This window comes from Dryocola sp. LX212 (assembly GCA_041504365.1).
In the GTDB taxonomy this organism is placed as follows: domain Bacteria; phylum Pseudomonadota; class Gammaproteobacteria; order Enterobacterales; family Enterobacteriaceae; genus Dryocola.
The window spans coordinates 632,620-648,038 of sequence record CP167917.1 but is presented as its reverse complement, the minus strand read 5'-3'; the positions used below and the strand labels follow the sequence as shown (position 1 = coordinate 648,038).

The window sequence follows — 15,419 nt, the reverse complement described above, 5'->3', positions numbered from 1 at the left end:
CCGCTGCCCTTTCACGGCTGTTGGGCCATTTACTAATAAACTTTTACAGACGAATTTTTCAGAGGAACTATGGGCAACACTAAGTTGGCTAATCCAGCTCCCCTGGGCTTAATGGGCTTCGGCATGACCACCATTTTGCTCAACTTGACCAACAGCGGGCTATTTGGTTTTGATATCACGATCCTGAGCATGGGGATCTTCTACGGTGGCATCGCGCAAATCTTTGCTGGCCTGCTTGAGTACAAAAAGGGAAATACCTTTGGCCTGACCGCATTCACCTCTTACGGTGCATTCTGGTTATCTCTGGTTGCTATCTTCCTGATGCCTAAAATGGGCCTGGGCGATGCGGCGAATGCGCATTTCCTGGGGGCCTATCTCGGCCTGTGGGGCGTGTTCACGCTGTTCATGTTCATCGCCACGCTGAAGGGTTCACGCATGCAGCAGTTTATTTTCTGCAGCCTGACCGTCCTGTTTGCCCTGCTGTCTATCGGCCACTTTGCCGATAGCGAAAGCATCATCCATGTAGCGGGCTGGGTTGGCCTGGTATGTGGCGCAAGCGCCATTTACACTGCGATGGGCGAAGTGATCAACGAACAGTTTGGCCGCACCGTGCTGCCGCTGGGCGAAAAGCACTGATTCTCGCCACCTGAAAGAAACAAAAATGCGGAGCCAGGCTCCGCATTTTTTTATGAATGCTGCAGCGGTCTTTCCACTACCCCATCCTCATGATTCAAATCTTTTCGCAGCCAGATACCTACCGCCAGCCCAACCAACGCCAGCGCCAGCACGTACCAGGCAGGAGCCATCGGAGAGACGCCCATTAGCATGGTGACGAGGATTGGCGTCAGCCCGCCAAAGATCGCGTAGGAGACATTGTAGGAAAATGAGATACCGGTAAACCGGACCTCCGCCGGGAACGCCCGCACCAGGACAAACGGCACTGCGCCCACTACACCCACGCTCAGGCCGACCAGCCCATATAAGAAGAACAAATATTCCGGGTGACTGGCCATCTGGTGATAGAACATCCAGCTGCATACCGCCAGCAGCAGGCTGCCGAAGATAAAGGTTCTGCTGGCACCGATGCGGTCGACAACCAGCCCCGCCACAACGCAGCCTACGCACAGCATAATAGTGGCGATGCTATTGGCCTGTAACGTAAGCGCTGGAGCGATACCCAGCTGTTTTTGCAGCCAGGTCGGCGACATCAGGATCACCACGACAATACCCGCCGACAGCAGCCAGGTCAGAAGCATTGAAATGACGACGGCCTTTTTATGCTTCATTACCACCGATTTCAAGGGCAGCTCTTCCGCCAGCGCCTTGCGATTCTGCATCTCGATAAAGATCGGCGTTTCCTGCAGCCAGCGGCGCAGGTACATCGCTACCAGCCCGAAAATCCCGCCAAGCAAGAACGGAATACGCCAGCCACCGTTATGAATGGCCTCCGGCGTCATCACCATATTGATAATCGTGGCCACCACCGATCCCAGCAAAATACCTACTGTCAGCCCAGCGGTCAGCGTTCCGCAGGCAATGCCGATGCGGTTATAAGGTACGTGCTCAGCGACGAAAACCCATGCGCCCGGCACTTCACCACCAATGGCGGCACCTTGCAGCACACGCATAAGAAGAAGCAGGATGGGAGCTGCGATGCCCAGCGTGGCGTAAGTCGGCAACAGGCCAATGGCGAGCGTCGGCAGCGCCATCAGCAGGATGCTCAGGGTGAACATCTTCTTGCGGCCAACCAGATCGCCAAAGTGCGCCATCACGATGCCGCCCAGCGGACGGGCAAGGTAACCGGCGGCAAAAATGCCAAAGGTCTGCACCTGGCGCAGCCACTCGGGAATATCAGCCGGGAAGAACAGCGCGCCGACGACGGTGGCAAAAAAGACGAAAATAATAAAATCGTAGAATTCAAGGGCGCCGCCCAAAGCGGCAAGCGTCAGGGTTTTGTAGTCCTGACGGTTCAGAGGTCTTGTCTGTTGTTGTATTGACATAGTAAACCGTGCGTATAAATGAAGCGTAAGGGTGAGTGACCGTTTTGCTGTAAAGCAAAGCTTACTATAACGGCTAACCCTCAACACTCCACAGGCACTGCATCTTATGTCACAAACGGCCTATCTTCAGGATTTTGTCTCGCGACGCGCGCTCTTCGGGCGAAATGCTGCTACAACCTGGCCATCGGTTTCGATATAAGGGCCGCCCAGCAGCTGTACACAATACGGTACACTCGCAAAAATCCCCGCTACCACAACCTTACCGTTTTCGTCTTTCACCCCTTCCAGCGTCTCCTGTATCGACTTCGGTTGGCCCGGCAGGTTAAGAATCAGCGCCTGCTTGCGGATGACGCCAACCTGGCGGGAAAGAATCGCCGTTGGCACATAGTGCAGGCTTATCTGGCGCATCTGCTCGCCAAAGCCCGGTATCAGGCGATCGGCAACAGCAAGGGTAGCATCCGGTGTCACGTCGCGGCGCGACGGCCCGGTACCGCCGGTGGTCAGCACCAGATGGCAGGCCATTTCATCCACCAGCTCGCACAGCGTCTGTTCGATGATCGGCTGCTCGTCGGGAATAAGGCGGGTTTCAATCTGAAACGGGGTGGTAAGGGTGCGCTCCAGCCACTCAACGAGCGACGGAATGCCTTTGTCCTGATAAACACCGCTGGAAGCGCGGTCAGAGATGGAAACTAAGCCAATGCGTAAGGTATTCATATCGATTCCGGGAATTCAGTAAACTTGAGCGGAATGATACACGGCAGGGGGATTTGCAGACAGGGTATAACGTTAAAAAGCGTGACCGGGATGCCCGGCCACGCCAATGATTACAGCAGGTCGCCGATCATTTTTTCCAGCTTTTCCTGGTCTACAGCAAACTTACGGATACCGTCAGCCAGTTTATCAACGGCCATTGGATCCTGGTTGTGCTGCCACAGGAACTGGGATTCAGTAATACGTTCCGGACGCGCTTTCACTTCGCCGGTGTAGCTAAGCTTGCGCTCAACCGCGCCTTCGCTTTCGGCCAGCTCTTTAAGCAGTGCCGGCGCGATAGTCAGACGGTCGCAGCCTGCCAGCTCAAGGATTTCGCCAACGTTACGGAAGCTTGCACCCATCACTACGGTCTCGTAGCCATGCTGTTTGTAGTACTGATAAATCTCAGCCACGGACACCACGCCTGGGTCTTCCTGCGGTGCGTACTCTTTCTGGTCGGTGTTAGCTTTGTACCAGTCGAGGATACGGCCAACAAACGGAGAGATCAGGAACACGCCAGCTTCAGCACAGGCACGGGCCTGGGCGAAGGAGAACAGCAGGGTCAGGTTACAGTTGATGCCTTCTTTTTCCAGCTGCTCGGCGGCACGGATGCCCTGCCAGGTAGAAGCCAGTTTGATCAGGATACGGTCGTTGCTGATGCCCGCGTCGTTATAGAGTTTGATCAGGCGTTTTGCTTTGGTGATGCTGGCTTCGGTGTCGTAAGACAGACGAGCATCAACTTCGGTAGAGATGCGACCAGGGATCAGCTTGAGGATTTCCAGACCAATGTTTACCGCCAGTTTATCCGTGGCGTCCACAACCTGCTGAGCACGATCGCTGCTCTGCTCACGCGCCCACGTTACCGCATCGTCAATCAGTTTACGGTACTCAGGGATTTGTGCTGCGTTCAGAATCAGAGATGGGTTGGTCGTTGCATCCTGCGGCTGGTACAGCTTCATTGCCGCGATATCCCCGGTGTCAGCAACCACTGTGGTCAGCTGACGCAGGGAGGTCAATTTATCCGTCATGATAGTGTTTCTCGTCAGGTGTAGCTTGTTAGGGAGATGTAACCGGTCTTACCTGATGATATCACGACGCAACTCAGGTGCAACCGTGGCAATCGTCCATCCGGAAGGTAAGATAAACATGATAAACTTCCTATAATATTCGCCTGCGATGTAATGGACTACGGGTCGGAATCGCCCCCCGGCCACTTTCGTGAAACATTGACAAGAGGGACGTTAATGATCGGTTTTCTGCATTTTATCAACGAGATACTTTGGGGCTCGCTGTTGATTTACCTGCTGATCGGCACAGGTATCTGGTTTACCCTCCGCTGCAGTTTCGTGCAGTTCCGCTATTTCACCCAGTTTCGCGCCCTGCTCGCGCCTGGAAAAAGCGCCGACAAAACCGGAATTTCGCCACTCCAGGCGCTGTTTACCAGCCTTGCTGCCCGCGTCGGCAGCGGAAACCTCTCCGGGGTGGCTTTGGCGCTGACCATCGGCGGCCCCGGCGCCATCTTCTGGATGTGGGTAATCGCCCTCGTCGGCATGGCAACTTCCTATGCCGAATGCTCTCTCGCCCAACTCTATAAAACCCGCGACAGCGAAGGCCACTATCGCGGTGGGCCAGCCTGGTATATGGAACGGGGACTGGGCATGCGCTGGATGGGCGTCCTGTTCTCACTATTTTTAATGATCGCCTTTGGCCTGATTTTCAACGCGGTGCAGGCAAACGCTATCGCAAATGCGGTTCATTTTGCTTTTAACGTGCCGAGAGAGTGGATAGGCATTTTGCTAATCTTCCTGACTGGCGGCGTGATATGGGGGGGAATGCGCGGAGCAGCGAAGCTTTCCCAATATCTGGTGCCTTTTATGGGGCTAATCTGGGTAATGATGGCGCTCTACGTCGTCGTGCTGCATATCGACCGTATTCCGGACGTCATTACGCTGGTGATAAAAAGCGCTTTCGGCTGGCGCGAAGCGGCCTCTGGCACGGTGGCCTATACGTTAAGTCAGGCTATTACTACCGGCTTCCAACGCGGTATGTTCTCAAACGAAGCGGGTATGGGTTCAACCCCGAATGCCGCCGCGGCTGCTTCAGCGTGGCCCCCTCACCCAGCCGCGCAGGGTCTGGTACAAATGTTCGGCGTCTTTACTGATACGATTGTTATCTGTACAGCCACTGCAGCCATCGTACTGGTTTCCGGCATGCTGGACAGCACAAAGAGCGGCATGGATGGTATCCAACTTGTCCAGATGGCGTTAAGCAGCATGGTAGGCAGCTGGGCCACAGCGTTTATTGCTTTTATCATCTTCCTGTTCGGCTTTACCTCCATCGTTGCCAACTACGCCTACGCGGAAAACAACCTGCTGTTTCTGCAGAAAAAAAGTGCCGTTTCGCAGATATCTTTCCGCTGCCTGGCGCTGATTATGGTGCTCTTCGGTACGCTTTCACCGCTGCCGCTGGTCTGGCAGCTCGCCGATGTGGCAATGGCGCTAATGGCGATAACCAACCTCAGCGCTATCCTGCTGCTCTCCCCGGTGGTGCGGGAATTAACTGCGGACTACCTACGCCAACAGCGGCTGGGCCTCACGCCCGTGTTTAACCCCGACCGTTTCCCGGAAATAAAAAGCCAGCTGGAACCGGGCGTGTGGGACGGGCAGAAGGAAAAGCAAAGCGGCAGTTAATCACAACCATTGGCGGATACTTTCAGGAAATTTGCTACAGTAGCCCGCAAAGACCTGTAAGGATCCAACATGCTAATCGTCATTTCACCTGCCAAAACTCTTGATTATCAAAGCGATCTACCAACCGACCGCTATACTCAGCCGGAGCTGCTGGAGCATTCCCAGCAGCTCATCGGTATTGCTCGCGGGCTCAGCGCGCCGCAAATTGCCTCGCTGATGCATATCAGCGACAAGCTGGCATCCCTTAATGAGACCCGCTTCCACGAATGGCATCCGGATTTCACCCCGCGCAACGCACGTCAGGCGATTTTGGCTTTTAAAGGCGATGTCTATGCCGGACTGCAGGCAGAAACATTTAGCGATGCGGAATTTGATTTTGCCCAGCAGCATTTACGCATGCTGTCCGGCCTGTACGGCGTACTGCGCCCGCTGGATTTGATGCAGCCGTATCGGCTGGAGATGGGTATTCGCCTGGAAAACCCGAAGGGCAAAGATCTGTATCAGTTCTGGGGCGAAACGATTACCGATAAGCTGAACGAGACGCTGGCGGCACAGGGGGATAACATCCTGATAAACCTGGCGTCTGACGAATATTTTAAATCGGTGAAGCCGAAGAAGCTTAATGCGGAGATTATCAAACCTGTCTTCCTCGACGAGAAAAACGGCAAGTTTAAAGTGATCAGCTTCTACGCCAAGAAAGCACGCGGTTTAATGAGCCGCTACATCATTGAAAATCGCCTCACAAAGCCTGAGCAGCTTAAAGCGTTTAATACGGACGGCTACGTATACGACGAAGCGGCATCAATGAAAAACGAACTGGTGTTTAAACGCCACGAACAGTGACACGTTCCCAGGGTGGATAAGCGTCAGCGTCATCCACCAAATTTTCTTGTTATGTAGACTGGCAATGCCGGATAGCGCAAAGCTTATCCGGCCTGCAAATTAGTGATGCTTGTGCTGGCCGTAGTGGTTACCGTTGTCATGATGTTCATGGCGATCGTCATGCCGATGGTCATCATGATGGTCCGGACGACCGTGTGGACGCCAGTGATTGTCATGCCACTCATAGTGATTTCCCCACCAGCCATGATCGCGCCACTGGCCGCCATCCCAGTAGTTCCCACGATTATCCTGATCACCAATCTGCAGCTTCACCGCCGGAACCAGCGTGATTTCGGAAGCCTGTACGGCCAGAGGAGTCACCACCAGAATCGATAACGCCAGAACGATAGATTTCAACATAAGTTACTCCTTACAACTGTTCCCGATATGGGCTGTTGGGAACAGCTTATGCCGAACGGCACAGGGTGATAATACTGTGCAATCCTAATATCTAAGTGCCCGCATTTTATGGGAATTCCTCCGTTTTCCCTCCACTTTACCTGCGTAATTCCTCCATAATTCAGTCGTAAAAAAGCCACCCTGTTGGGTGGCCGAAATCGCAGGGTGGATGAGCGCCAGCGCCATCCACCGGTATGCCGTTAAGCCTTTGCCATCATCAGCTTACGCAGAGCAGCGAAGTCCGCAGGCAGGTTGTGCGACAGCAGCGGCAAGTCGGCACGCGATGCTAATTCTTCCGGCAGCGCCAGCGGCTCTCCAAGGATCTCTTCCACGCTCTCTTTGAACTTCGCCGGATGTGCCGTCCCCAGGAACAGGCCATATTCGCCAGGCTGAAGCCGATCGCGAAGCGCACGGTAGGCTATCGCCGCATGCGGTTCAGAGACATAGCCCACGGCTTTCAGCTCGTGCATAGTCGCTTTCGTGGTTTCATCGGTGACAGCGGCATAGCCCAGGTCCGTCAGACGCCAGATTTTGCGGCGGAACAGCTCTTCCACGCGCGGCCAGTTGTTCGGCTGGCTGACGTCCATTGCGTTAGAGAGCGTGGCAACGGTAGTTTTCGGCGACCATTTACCGTCGGCCAGGAAACGCGGAACGGTATCGTTGGCATTGGTGGCGGCGATAAAGCGCTTGATCGGCAGGCCAAGGGATTTTGCCAGCAGACCAGCAGTGAGATCGCCGAAGTTACCGCTAGGGACAGAGACCACCAGCTGATTACGGGCTTCCTGCGGCAGCTGCGCTACGGCTTCAAAGTAGTAGCAAATCTGCGCCAGCAGACGGCTGATATTAATCGAATTGGCTGAGTTTAGCCCCAACGCCACCTTCAGTTCTTCATCGTCGAAGGCCTGTTTAACCAGTGCCTGACACGCATCGAAATCGCCGTCGATTGCCACGGTTTCAATATTGCCACCCAGGGTACAGAACAGTTTTTCCTGCAGCGGACTGATTTTGCCGCGCGGATAAAGAATCACGACGCGCACATTCTTCAGGCCATAAAAGGCATGTGCTACAGCGGCGCCGGTATCACCCGATGTTGCAGTCAGAATAGTAACAGGCTTGTCACCGCTGATGTGCGTCAGCATTTGCGCCATAAAGCGTCCGCCGAAATCCTTAAACGCAAGCGTAGGGCCGTGGAACAGTTCGAGGCAGCCGATATCCGGTTCGACGCTTTTCACCGGCGCAGGGAAGGTGAAAGCCGCGCGCACGCGCTGTTCCAGCTGTTCCTGCGGGATCTCATCACCGATGAAAGCAGACAGGATTTTGCTGCTGCGGGATACGAAATCCATTTTTAGCATTTCGTCGATTTCGGTCAGCTCAAACTCCGGCAAATCGTGCGGGAAAAACAGCCCCTGTTGTTTGCCTAAGCCCTGGGTAATCGCCTGGGCAAAGTTGACCTGCTCGTTATGATCTTTAAGGTTATACAGTTTCATGCGTTATCCCAAAACTCGTGCGCCAGCCGTATCCAGACGGCAGATATGTACAAAACCTTCCTGGTTTTGCAAATAGTGTTGGCCTAACCAGTCGGCCACGCGCTGTGCGGTATCGGTGTTATCACACAGCGCAAATAAGGTTGGGCCGGAGCCCGAAATGCCGCTTGCCAGCGCGCCGATATCGGCTACTGCCTGACGCGCTTCGTTAAAGCGTGGCAGCAGTTTTGCGCGATAGGGTTCGGCAATGACGTCACGCATCAGCTTCGCCGCCAGCAGCGGCTGGCGGGTATGGCAGGCGTGAATGAAGCCCGCCAGATGACGACCGTGGCTGATACAGTCCTGACGACGATACTGTGCAGGAAGAATGGCGCGCGCTTCCGCAGTCGACACCTTGATGCCCGGATAGGCCAGCACCCATAGCCATTCGTCAAAGCCCGGTACGGGCTGGCTGATAATGCCGTCCTCTTCGATCATCAGCTGCATGCCGCCAAGGTAGCACGGCGCAACGTTGTCATAATGCACGCTGCCGGAAATACGCCCTTCCAGCTCGCCCATCAGCGTGAGCATTTTAGTTTCGTTCAGTGGCCTGCCGCAGAACTCGTTCATCGCCATTAAACCTGCCACCACGGAGCAGGCGCTGGATCCCAACCCCGAGCCAATCGGCATGCTTTTTTCCAGCGTCATCGCCACAGGAATGGTTTTACCAATTTCCTGGCAGAAGCGTTCCCAGCATTGATAGACGATGTTCTCACGCGGTTCGGACGGCAGCTTGCTGGCAAATCGCCCGACGTTGTTCAGGCTGAAGGAATCTGCCGCTTCGACCGTAACGTAATCCCCTAAAAGAGACCCATCAACGGGCGTAACGGCGGCCCCGAGCACGTCAAAGCCGACGCTCATGTTGGCACTGGAAGCCGGTGCAAATACTTTAACCATCTTAAACTCCTAACTTCCATGACAGGGTGCGAAGCAAGTCCGCAAAGACACCGGCAGCAGTGACGTCGTTGCCCGCGCCGTAGCCGCGCAGCACAAGGGGCAGCGGCTGATAATAGTGGCTGTAGAAGGCCAGGGCATTCTCACCGTTTTTCACTTTATACAGTGGATCGTTACCGTCCACGGCGTCAATTTTAACTTTGCAGCTGCCGTCTTCTTCAATTGCCCCGACAAGGCGCAGCACTTTACCCTCGTCGCGGGCTTTCGCGACGCGGGCCGCAAACTCATCATCCAGCTGCGGCAAGCGGGCCATGAAAGATTCCACATCGCCCGTTGAATCGAAGGATCCCGGCAGCAGCGGCTCGATGATGATGTCGGAAAGCTCAAGATTTCGGCCCGTTTCGCGAGCCAGGATCAGCAGCTTGCGCGCCACGTCCATGCCGGACAGATCGTCACGCGGATCGGGTTCGGTATAACCCAGCTCACGAGCAACGCGGGTGGCTTCAGACAGGCTCATACCTTCATCCAGCTTGCCGAAGATAAACGACAGCGAACCGGACAAAATACCGGAGAAGCGTTGCAGCTCATCCCCTGCGTTGAGCAGATTTTGCAGGTTTTCGATAACCGGCAGGCCCGCGCCTACGTTGGTGTCATAAAGGAATTTACGACGGGATTTCGCCGCCGCATTGCGCATCTGATGGTAGTAATTCATCGTAGAGGTGTTCGCCTTTTTATTTGGCGTCACCACGTGGAACCCTTCGCTAAGAAAGTCAGCGTACTGATCGGCAACCGCCTGGCTGGAAGTACAGTCGACGATAACCGGGTTCAGCAGGTGGTACTCTTTCGCCAGGCGAATCAGGCGGCCCAGGTTAAAGGGCTCTTTGGCTTCCGCCAGCTCTGCCTGCCAGTTTTCCAGATCGAGGCCGTGAACGTTGGTCAGCAGCGCTCTGGAGTTCGCCACGCCGCATACGCGCAGGTCGATGTGCTTTTGCTTAAGCCAGGTCTGCTGACGCTTAACCTGCTCGAGCAGTGCCGCCCCCACGCCGCCGACGCCAATCAGGAACAGCTCGATAACCTGGTCGGTATTAAACAGCATCTGATGAGTGACGCGCACGCCGGTCACAGCATCGTCATTACTGACCACAACGGAGATAGAACGCTCGGACGAGCCTTGCGCAATGGCTACGATGTTGATATTTGCGCGGGCCAGCGCCGCAAAGAATTTAGCGGAAATGCCGCGCAGGGTGCGCATGCCGTCGCCGACTACGGAAATAATGGCCAGATGCTCCATGATGGCCAGCGGCTCCAGCAGGCCTTCCTTCAGCTCAAGGTAGAACTCTTCTTCCATCGCACGGCGGGCACGATGGCAGTCGCCCTGCGGCACGCAGAAGCTGATGCTGTATTCAGAGGAGGACTGGGTGATCAGCACAACGGAGATCCCCGCTCCGGACATGGCTGCAAAAACACGAGCCGCCATGCCTACCATTCCCTTCATGCCGGGGCCGGAGACATTAAACATCGCCATATTATTTAGGTTGGTGATGCCCTTCACCGGCAGGCCGTCCTCGTCGCCTTCTGCACCAATCAGGGTACCGGGCGCCTGCGGGTTACCGGTATTTTTGATGAGGCAAGGGATCTGGAACTGGGCGATGGGGGTAATAGTGCGGGGATGAAGAACTTTAGCGCCGAAGTAGGAAAGCTCCATGGCTTCCTGATACGACATCGACCTTAGCAGCCTGGCGTCGGGCACCTGGCGCGGGTCGCAGGTGTAAACGCCGTCGACATCGGTCCAGATTTCACAACAGTCTGCCCGCAGACAGGCGGCCAGCACCGCGGCAGAGTAATCGGAGCCGTTACGGCCCAGCACGACCAGTTCACCTTTATCGTTACCGGCGGTGAAACCTGCCATTAACACCATGTGATCGGCGGGAATACGGCTGGCGGCAATGCGGCGGGTGGACTCAGTGATATCTACGGTAGAGTCGAGGTAATGCCCAACGGCGAGGAGTTTTTCAACGGGATCGATAACGGTCACTTTATGGCCGCGTGCTTCCAGCAGGCCCGCCATGATGGCGATTGAGAGCTTTTCGCCCCGGCAGATGATGGTCGCGTTGATGCTGTCCGGGCATTGCCCCAGCAGGCTGATGCCGTGCAGGACATGTTTAAGCTGGGCAAACTCCTGAGCAACAAAGGCTTTCAGCTGCGCCAGCGGGAAGCCCGCCTGTACATCAGCAAGGCCGTTAAGCAGCTCGCTGAAAATACGCTCCGCGTCGTTGATATTCGGCAGTGCGTCCTGGCCACCAATGGTTTTCTCAATCATCGCCACAAGGTGGTTAGTAATTTTTGCCGGGGCAGACAGCACCGTTGCCACCTGACTCTGTTTGGCATTACTTTCCAGAATATCGGCAACGCGAAGAAAACGCTCCGCATTTGCCACCGAAGTACCGCCGAATTTCAACACTCGCATAAGATATTACCCTTTGATTTTTAGTCGAAAAAAAAGCCCGCACTGTTCAGGTGCGGGCTTTTTTCGTTATTCCTGTATGCGTCAGCCCGCACCGTTACCTGTGGTAATGGTGGTTGTAATAATTGTGGTCATCGGGCTGATGCGGATCATGGATGTTGTGTGCTCTTCATTTGATTTACCTATATTGGTTAAAGTATCCGCCTGGTGAAGTCAATTTATTTTTATTTTTGTCACCTGAAGTTACTATCCCGGACCGCGCTAAGAATGTGCTACGCAAAGCGCTTTTACACTACCAGAACCGGGGTTCCACCCCGACTTTCACTGGCAGATTACTTATTGTCGGAATTATCCACTGGCAGATTTATTTCGATGTCGTGCAGCAATCGGTGCAGCATTGCGGTGTCCCGCTGGGTTAAACGCCCCAGGCGCTGCTGCAGCCAGTCGGCCATTTTCTGGTCATCGTCCACATGCAGACGAGCGGTCAGGGCCGAAACGCGCTGGCGTAAAGCGCTCAATTGTTGAGCATCCGCCTCTTTTATCTCCACCACGGGGAGCTGCATCAGCGAAGAAAGCTGATAGCAATACACCATCACCGCCTGGCCTAAGTTCAGCGAGGGATAATCCGCCGCCATCGGCGCGCCGGTAAGCACGTCGGCCAGTTCCAGCTCTTCGTTGGTCAGGCCGGAATCTTCACGCCCGAAAACCAGCGCGGCCTTGCCCACCCATTCGCGCTTCTCTTCCAGCATCGGCACCAGCTCCTGCGGCGTGGCGTAATAATGGAATCTGGCTCGACTGCGGGCGGTGGTGGCAATGGTAAAATTCACGTCGTGGAGCGCGCCGGCAAGCGTAGGGAAATGCTGTACGTTATCAAGGATATCCCCAGCCCCATGAGCAACCCAGCGCGCTTCAGGTTTCAAATGAGCATCACTTGCAACGATACGGAGCTCAGAAAACCCCATAGTTTTCATCGCGCGGGCGGCAGCACCGATATTTTCGGCTCTCGCCGGGGAGACCAGAATGATGGGAAATTGCATAAACACTCTCTTAAAAAATCCGATTAGGCTCATAACCGGTACAAAAAAATGATAATGCGCGTCACAAATTTACTTTAATGCAACATGCGTTATGGAAATATAAGTTATAAAAACAGAAATGATTTGCATATGTATTCAGCAAACCAACAACTAAAAAGCATTCACTATAGTTATATGTAACTGTTTAGTCTCGCGAAACTCAGCAGGAATATCATAAGTAAATTGGATGGTGTAAATTCACAGCAGGTTTCACGTAACTCCCTTGTTTATTAAAAAATTGTGACGCCAGATAACAATTCGCTACGATGATTTCATCAAACTGTTAACGTGCTACAATTGGAATTGATATATGTCAACGAAGCGTAGTTTTATCAGATGTCTAAAGCGGTCGTGCCTGTTATGTTGCTGTTAAAATGGTTAGGATAACAGCCGTTTTTGACACCGTCGGGTCCAGAGGGAATGCACCCACGACCAAGCTAATGATGTTGTTGACGTTGATGGAAAGTGCATCAAGAACGCAATTACGTACTTTAGTCATGTTTAGCCCGACATGTTAATTTATGGCATGTGGCAGGTCAGGGACTTTTGTACTTCCTGTTTCGATTTAGTTGGCAATTTAGGTAGCAAACATGCAGACCCCGCACATTCTTATCGTCGAAGACGAGTTAGTAACACGCAACACGTTAAAAAGCATTTTCGAAGCTGAAGGCTACGATGTCTTTGAAGCGACTGATGGCGCAGAAATGCATCAAATCCTGTCAGACAATGACATTAACCTGGTCATTATGGACATCAACCTGCCGGGCAAAAATGGCCTGCTGCTGGCCCGAGAGCTGCGTGAGCAGGCTAACGTGGCGCTGATGTTCCTGACTGGCCGCGACAACGAAGTGGATAAGATCCTCGGTCTTGAAATCGGCGCTGATGATTACATCACCAAGCCATTCAACCCGCGTGAACTGACCATCCGTGCGCGCAATCTGCTGTCCCGCACCATGAACCTGGGTGCGATCGGTGAAGAACGCCGCTCTGTTGAAAGCTACAAGTTCAACGGTTGGGAGCTGGATATTAACAGCCGTTCTCTGGTCAGCCCGAACGGTGAGCAGTATAAGCTGCCGCGCAGTGAATTCCGCGCCATGCTGCACTTCTGCGAAAACCCGGGCAAGATTCAGTCACGCGCCGAGCTGCTGAAGAAAATGACCGGCCGCGAGCTGAAGCCGCACGATCGTACCGTTGACGTGACCATCCGCCGCATTCGTAAACATTTCGAATCCACGCCGGACACCCCAGAAATTATTGCAACCATCCACGGTGAAGGTTACCGTTTCTGCGGCGACCTGCAGGAATAATTTCCGGTTAACAACGGTTTTTTCATGAGAAAGGGCGGATAATCCGCCCTTTCTCTTTTGTCCTTTTAGTCCTATTTCCACAGCCTGAAGCGGTCCGCATCCGCTGCCGTGGTTTTCTCAAAGCCTTTCTTACTAACGCTGTACCAGTCTAAGTTGCGGGTGAGCAGCATGATAGCCGACAGCGCTGCTAACAGAATTCCCGTACCCAGCAGCAGAGCGCTGTCTTCGGACTGGAGCAGCTGCCAGAGGATCGCCTCAAGCAGCAGTAGCCCCGACGTAAACATCAGGCTAATCTTCCAGCCGTTCAACACCGCCTTCATATAAAAACCATTGATGCCCGCGCAGACCAGACTTGCCAGCAGCCATGCCGCGTTGAAACCGATATGTTCGGAGAGCGCTAATAGCACAAGATAGAACATAACCAGCGACAGCCCCACCAGCAGATACTGCATCGGGTGAACGCGCAGCCCGGTCAGCGTTTCCAGCAGGAAAAAGCTCATAAACGTCAGGCCAATCAGCAGGATGGCATACTTTACGGCCCGATCAGTGAGCTGATATTGATCGACGGGATTAGCGACCGTCACGCTGAATGCGGGAAGCTGCTCCACCGCGATCCGGCTTCCCTCAGCAAAGCTCAGGTTCAGGTTGTTGGCAAACCAGGTGCTCTGCCAGCCGGCGGAAAATCCTTTCGGCGTAAGCACGCGCTCCTGCGGCAGGAAATCCCCCACGAAGTTCGGATGCGGCCAGCTGCTGGTTAATCCAAACTGGCTATTGCGCCCAAGCGGCACGACCGCGAGCTGTTTCGTCCCCATCAGCCCGAGAGTAAAGCGCAGATTAAGCTTGTCGCTATCAAGCAGCGCCAGGGGAACTTCGGCGTGCAGCCCTTGTTCAAGTCCCCGCAGATTGCCGCCTGGCTCAAGCGGGAAGGCTTTGCCGTTTATTTCAAGTTCACCGACTTTACCAATGCCGCGGGAGTCGCCCACCGACAGCACAACGTAAGGCTTACCCGTATGCGTTTCCACGCCTTCACTGTTGCCCTCCAGCATCTCTCGGTTAAACGTGGCGCTGAACGTCAGATCGGTCCGCCAGATCTGTCCTTCATAAATCCCAATGCGGCGCGGCTCAACGGCCTGCTTTCCCGACACGACCAAGTTTTCCGGCAGATAATAGCGGATGAAGCGGCGCTCTTTCTTGACCTCTTTGTTATCTTCCAGCACGGTTGTCAGCTCCGTCACCGGGATAGCGATCAGCGGCCCCACCAGCGTTTGCGGCCCACTGGTGCTCTGGCGTAAAGACTGCTCGACGTCATCCCGATAGCTGCTGCGCTCGGCAATCAGCGAGCTGAGCATGCTCAGCGGGATTAACAGCAGCAGCATACAGCCCACCAGCGTCATAACTTTCCAGAACAGCGTAGATTTCATCATAGTCCCCTCC

At 54.4% G+C, this 15,419-nt stretch carries 15 protein-coding genes and 1 other annotated feature; of the genes, 4 read left to right on the top strand and 11 right to left on the bottom strand.

Features of this window, described 5'->3' with window-relative positions; all coding sequences use genetic code 11:
• The first annotated feature begins 69 nt into the window (after positions 1–69).
• Positions 70–636, top strand: coding sequence for an acetate uptake transporter (gene satP / locus ACA108_03170; GenBank protein XEX96558.1), 567 nt, complete (start codon positions 70–72; stop codon positions 634–636).
• Positions 637–686: 50 nt separating this feature from the next.
• Here satP and ACA108_03165 read toward each other — a convergent pair whose 3' ends face one another.
• From ACA108_03165 to tal, 3 genes are all read right to left on the bottom strand, one after another.
• Positions 687–2,000 (bottom strand): MFS transporter, encoded by a 1,314-nt coding sequence (locus tag ACA108_03165; protein XEX96557.1) that lies wholly within the window; start codon positions 1,998–2,000, stop codon positions 687–689.
• Positions 2,001–2,126: 126 nt separating this feature from the next.
• Complete coding sequence (gene mog, locus ACA108_03160) at positions 2,127–2,714, bottom strand: molybdopterin adenylyltransferase (protein XEX96556.1); 588 nt, start codon at positions 2,712–2,714, stop codon at positions 2,127–2,129.
• Between the two features lie 110 nt (positions 2,715–2,824).
• On the bottom strand, positions 2,825–3,778 hold the full coding sequence (tal, locus tag ACA108_03155; GenBank protein ID XEX96555.1) for a transaldolase: 954 nt from the start codon (positions 3,776–3,778) through the stop codon (positions 2,825–2,827).
• Between the two features lie 216 nt (positions 3,779–3,994).
• On the opposite strand from tal, the gene ACA108_03150 reads away from it, so the two are divergent.
• Both ACA108_03150 and yaaA read left to right on the top strand, forming a co-directional pair.
• The gene (locus ACA108_03150; GenBank protein ID XEX96554.1) at positions 3,995–5,440 is read left to right on the top strand and encodes an alanine/glycine:cation symporter family protein; all 1,446 of its coding nucleotides are present in this window, start codon (positions 3,995–3,997) and stop codon (positions 5,438–5,440) included.
• A gap of 69 nt (positions 5,441–5,509) precedes the next feature.
• Positions 5,510–6,283 carry a peroxide stress protein YaaA gene (yaaA, locus tag ACA108_03145; GenBank protein ID XEX96553.1) on the top strand — a complete coding sequence of 258 codons (774 nt, stop codon included), beginning with the start codon at positions 5,510–5,512 and terminating at the stop codon, positions 6,281–6,283.
• Positions 6,284–6,382: 99 nt separating this feature from the next.
• Here yaaA and ACA108_03140 read toward each other — a convergent pair whose 3' ends face one another.
• From ACA108_03140 to yjjY, 7 genes are all read right to left on the bottom strand, one after another.
• Positions 6,383–6,682 (bottom strand): DUF2502 domain-containing protein, encoded by a 300-nt coding sequence (locus ACA108_03140; GenBank protein ID XEX96552.1) that lies wholly within the window; start codon positions 6,680–6,682, stop codon positions 6,383–6,385.
• A 239-nt stretch (positions 6,683–6,921) separates the two neighbouring features.
• Positions 6,922–8,208 (bottom strand): threonine synthase, encoded by a 1,287-nt coding sequence (gene thrC, locus ACA108_03135; protein XEX96551.1) that lies wholly within the window; start codon positions 8,206–8,208, stop codon positions 6,922–6,924.
• Positions 8,209–8,211: 3 nt separating this feature from the next.
• The gene (gene thrB / locus ACA108_03130; GenBank protein ID XEX96550.1) at positions 8,212–9,141 is read right to left on the bottom strand and encodes a homoserine kinase; all 930 of its coding nucleotides are present in this window, start codon (positions 9,139–9,141) and stop codon (positions 8,212–8,214) included.
• Position 9,142: 1 nt separating this feature from the next.
• Positions 9,143–11,605 (bottom strand): bifunctional aspartate kinase/homoserine dehydrogenase I, encoded by a 2,463-nt coding sequence (thrA, locus tag ACA108_03125; GenBank protein XEX96549.1) that lies wholly within the window; start codon positions 11,603–11,605, stop codon positions 9,143–9,145.
• A 26-nt stretch (positions 11,606–11,631) separates the two neighbouring features.
• Positions 11,632–11,748: a sequence feature (Thr leader region), on the bottom strand.
• Positions 11,687–11,755, bottom strand: a complete 69-nt coding sequence (thrL, locus tag ACA108_03120; protein XEX98008.1) for a thr operon leader peptide — start codon at positions 11,753–11,755, stop codon at positions 11,687–11,689. (Overlaps the previous feature by 62 nt.)
• A 179-nt stretch (positions 11,756–11,934) precedes the next feature.
• Positions 11,935–12,639, bottom strand: coding sequence for a tRNA/rRNA methyltransferase (locus ACA108_03115; GenBank protein ID XEX96548.1), 705 nt, complete (start codon positions 12,637–12,639; stop codon positions 11,935–11,937).
• A gap of 397 nt (positions 12,640–13,036) precedes the next feature.
• Positions 13,037–13,177: a protein YjjY gene (yjjY, locus tag ACA108_03110; protein ID XEX96547.1), complete on the bottom strand. Its 141-nt coding sequence runs from the start codon at positions 13,175–13,177 to the stop codon at positions 13,037–13,039.
• 91 nt (positions 13,178–13,268) lie between these two features.
• Between yjjY and arcA the strand changes: the two genes are divergently transcribed.
• Positions 13,269–13,985, top strand: a complete 717-nt coding sequence (gene arcA / locus ACA108_03105; protein XEX96546.1) for a two-component system response regulator ArcA — start codon at positions 13,269–13,271, stop codon at positions 13,983–13,985.
• Between the two features lie 71 nt (positions 13,986–14,056).
• On the opposite strand, the gene creD is transcribed toward arcA, so the two are convergent.
• Positions 14,057–15,409, bottom strand: coding sequence for a cell envelope integrity protein CreD (gene creD, locus ACA108_03100; GenBank protein ID XEX96545.1), 1,353 nt, complete (start codon positions 15,407–15,409; stop codon positions 14,057–14,059).
• Positions 15,410–15,419: the final 10 nt, after the last annotated feature.

Coding starts and splice junctions, on each gene's coding strand:
- thrC (XEX96551.1), bottom strand. CDS start 8,208: ATGAAACTGTATAACCTTAAAGATCATAACGAGCAGGTCAACTTTGCC.
- ACA108_03140 (XEX96552.1), bottom strand. CDS start 6,682: ATGTTGAAATCTATCGTTCTGGCGTTATCGATTCTGGTGGTGACTCCT.
- ACA108_03165 (XEX96557.1), bottom strand. CDS start 2,000: ATGTCAATACAACAACAGACAAGACCTCTGAACCGTCAGGACTACAAA.
- satP (XEX96558.1), top strand. CDS start 70: ATGGGCAACACTAAGTTGGCTAATCCAGCTCCCCTGGGCTTAATGGGC.
- yjjY (XEX96547.1), bottom strand. CDS start 13,177: ATGACTAAAGTACGTAATTGCGTTCTTGATGCACTTTCCATCAACGTC.
- thrA (XEX96549.1), bottom strand. CDS start 11,605: ATGCGAGTGTTGAAATTCGGCGGTACTTCGGTGGCAAATGCGGAGCGT.
- thrB (XEX96550.1), bottom strand. CDS start 9,141: ATGGTTAAAGTATTTGCACCGGCTTCCAGTGCCAACATGAGCGTCGGC.
- yaaA (XEX96553.1), top strand. CDS start 5,510: ATGCTAATCGTCATTTCACCTGCCAAAACTCTTGATTATCAAAGCGAT.
- mog (XEX96556.1), bottom strand. CDS start 2,714: ATGAATACCTTACGCATTGGCTTAGTTTCCATCTCTGACCGCGCTTCC.
- ACA108_03150 (XEX96554.1), top strand. CDS start 3,995: ATGATCGGTTTTCTGCATTTTATCAACGAGATACTTTGGGGCTCGCTG.
- arcA (XEX96546.1), top strand. CDS start 13,269: ATGCAGACCCCGCACATTCTTATCGTCGAAGACGAGTTAGTAACACGC.
- creD (XEX96545.1), bottom strand. CDS start 15,409: ATGATGAAATCTACGCTGTTCTGGAAAGTTATGACGCTGGTGGGCTGT.
- tal (XEX96555.1), bottom strand. CDS start 3,778: ATGACGGATAAATTGACCTCCCTGCGTCAGCTGACCACAGTGGTTGCT.
- ACA108_03115 (XEX96548.1), bottom strand. CDS start 12,639: ATGCAATTTCCCATCATTCTGGTCTCCCCGGCGAGAGCCGAAAATATC.